We start from the raw sequence: 2,524 nt of genomic DNA, 5'->3' as shown, positions 1-2,524 counted from the left end.
CTACACTCAGACCATGACCAGTGCCGCGGGCCATAGGACGCGAAATCTCAACTCTGCTAAGACGGCTAAGAACGACGAGTTCTACACCCAGTGGGCCGACATCGAACGCGAGATGAACGCCTACTTGGACTACGACCCCGACGTGTTTCGCGACAAAACCATCCTCTTGCCGTGCGACGACCCCGAGTGGTCCAACTTTGCCAAGTTTTTCGCTCTTCATTTTCATGACTATGGAATAAAGAAGCTGATAGCGACATCTTTCGCGCCAGACAGTAACGCCGGGTTGCCGAAGCATCAGCCCACGCTCTTCGAGACCGAAGACCCACAGTTCGATTCGGTCAAGACCCACACCAACGGCAAGAAGTTCGTCCTCGACCGTGACATCAATGGTGACGGCATTATCAACATCGACGACCTCCAGTGGGAATACCTCAAGGGTGACGGCGACTTCCGTAGTCCAGAGGTGACCGCGCTCCGCGACGAAGCGGACATCATCGTGACCAACCCCCCATTTTCACTTTTCCGGGAATTCGTCGCATGGCTGGTGCTCGCAGGCAAAAAATTCTCCGTGATCGGCAACGGAAACGCCGTCACCTACAAGGAAATCTTTCCCCTCATCCAAACCAACCAGATCTGGAAGGGGGCGACTGCCAACGCCACGGACATGGTGTTCGGAGTCCCTAAGGGGGTTGAGGTTAAGGAGTCGGACCGGCTCAAGGCTGAAAGGCTCGGCTACCCTTCAGACGACACCTACGATTACACCCGCCTGGGCAACTCCAACTGGTTCACTAACATCGAACATGGACGGCGCCACGAGCCCCTCGAGCTCATGAGCATGGCCGACAACATCAAGTTCAGCAGGCACTCTGAGGTTCGCGGCCGCGAGTACCGAAAGTACGACAACTTCGACGCGATCGAAGTCCCGTACACCAGCGCGATCCCGAGCGACTACGACGGCGTGATGGGTGTCCCCAAGTCGTTCTTGGACAGATTCAACCCCGATCAGTTCGAGATCGTCGGAACCAGTCAAGGCTGGTACGGCGCCGCTACGAAGATCTACCCCAGGCAAACCCAAGTGAGCGCAGCGGGTGTGCGTTCAACAGTGACCAAGCTAAACGATGCTCCAGCTTTGAAAGTCGAAACTCCCCCTGAGGGAAAAACCTATTACATCGTCGATGATGAGTACTACGTGGCTGTCTATGCTCGAATTCTCGTCCGTCACAAGGCAGGTGCCTGATGGAAGCCGAACTCCAGCAATACACCGTCGCTGAGATCGTCGAGGGCTTCCAGTACAACGAGCTCGAGGGAAAAGGACTGTACGGCCTGAACGGCCAGCTCACAATCCAGCCCGAGTACCAGCGAAGCTACATCTACGGCGACGGCAAGAAGGACGTTGCCGTGATCCAGTCACTGCTCAAGGGCTACCCGCTGGGCCTCATCTACTTCTCGGTCACCGACGACGGCCACTATGAGGTGCTCGACGGCCAACAGCGCATTACCTCGCTTGGCCGGTTCGTCACCGGCCGGTTCGCCATCGTCCACGACGGCAACGAACAGAGCTTCGGATCGCTTCCCAAGGAGCTGCAGGACAAGATCATGGACAGCGAGTTGCTGGTGTACAAATGCACTGGCACCGAGTCCGAGATCAAGCAATGGTTCCAGACCATCAACATCGCCGGCATCCCGCTCAACCAGCAGGAACTGCTTAACGCTATCTACTCCGGCCCGTTCGTCACCGCGGCCAAGAAGGTGTTCTCGAACTCCAAGAGCTCACTCATGCAGAAGTGGTTGAGCTACATCAAGGGTGACCCCAAGCGGCAGGACGTGCTCGCCGAGGCACTCAAGTGGGTCTCCGAATCCCAGAAACTCACCGTGGACGCCTATATGGCAGCCCACCGTCACGACACGGATTGCGGAGAGCTGCGCGCCTACTTCGACGAAGTCATCAACTGGATCGACCACGTCTTCACCCGCTCGCCGGACCCGGAGATGCGCGGCCAGCCCTGGGGAAAGTTCTACGAGACGTACCACCATCAGCACTACAACGCCTCAGATGTCGACGAGGCGGTCCAGGCGTTACGCGACGACGACTCGGTTAAGAGCCAGCGCGGAATCTATGAGTACGTGCTCGGTGGCCAGGTCGACACCCAGCTGATCGACGTGCGCATCTTCGAGACCGCGACCAAGAAGCAGGCTTATAAACAGCAGACCGACGCGGCCAAGGCTGCCGGTGTCTCCAACTGCTCCGTCTGTGCAAGCGTCTCCAACGCCAACCAGACCCGGATCTACAGGATCTCGGAAATGGAGGCCGACCACGTCACCGCCTGGAGCCGAGGTGGCAGCACCAGCATCGAGAACTGCGAGATGTTGTGCATCAGCCATAACCGCGCCAAGGGCAACCGCTGACATAGGTTCTGATCAGTCGTGCCTCGATGATGGACTCGTCTCTTGAGACGTGTCCGGTGATGTATATCGGGTCAAGGGCTACGACGGGATTGTGAGTTTGTAATGACCGGTGCCCCTC

The 2,524-nt window shown here is 57.6% G+C and carries 2 protein-coding genes; both read left to right on the top strand.

Going from position 1 to position 2,524, the window contains the following annotated elements:
* Window positions 1–13: 13 nt before the first annotated feature.
* Window positions 14–1,237, top strand: coding sequence for an adenine-specific methyltransferase EcoRI family protein (locus tag DCI01S_RS16330; RefSeq protein WP_061230190.1), 1,224 nt, complete (start codon window positions 14–16; stop codon window positions 1,235–1,237).
* A complete protein-coding gene (locus DCI01S_RS16325) occupies window positions 1,237–2,406 on the top strand; it encodes an HNH endonuclease family protein (RefSeq protein WP_061230189.1) in 1,170 nt (389 codons plus the stop codon). Before DCI01S_RS16330 ends, DCI01S_RS16325 begins: the two co-directional genes overlap by 1 nt.
* The last annotated feature ends 118 nt before the right edge of the window (window positions 2,407–2,524 follow it).

This window comes from Dietzia cinnamea NBRC 102147 (assembly GCF_001571065.1).
Classification (GTDB): Bacteria; Actinomycetota; Actinomycetes; order Mycobacteriales; family Mycobacteriaceae; genus Dietzia; species Dietzia cinnamea.
Note: the sequence above shows the minus strand (reverse complement) of the source record. Positions and strands in the feature narration are given on the sequence as shown.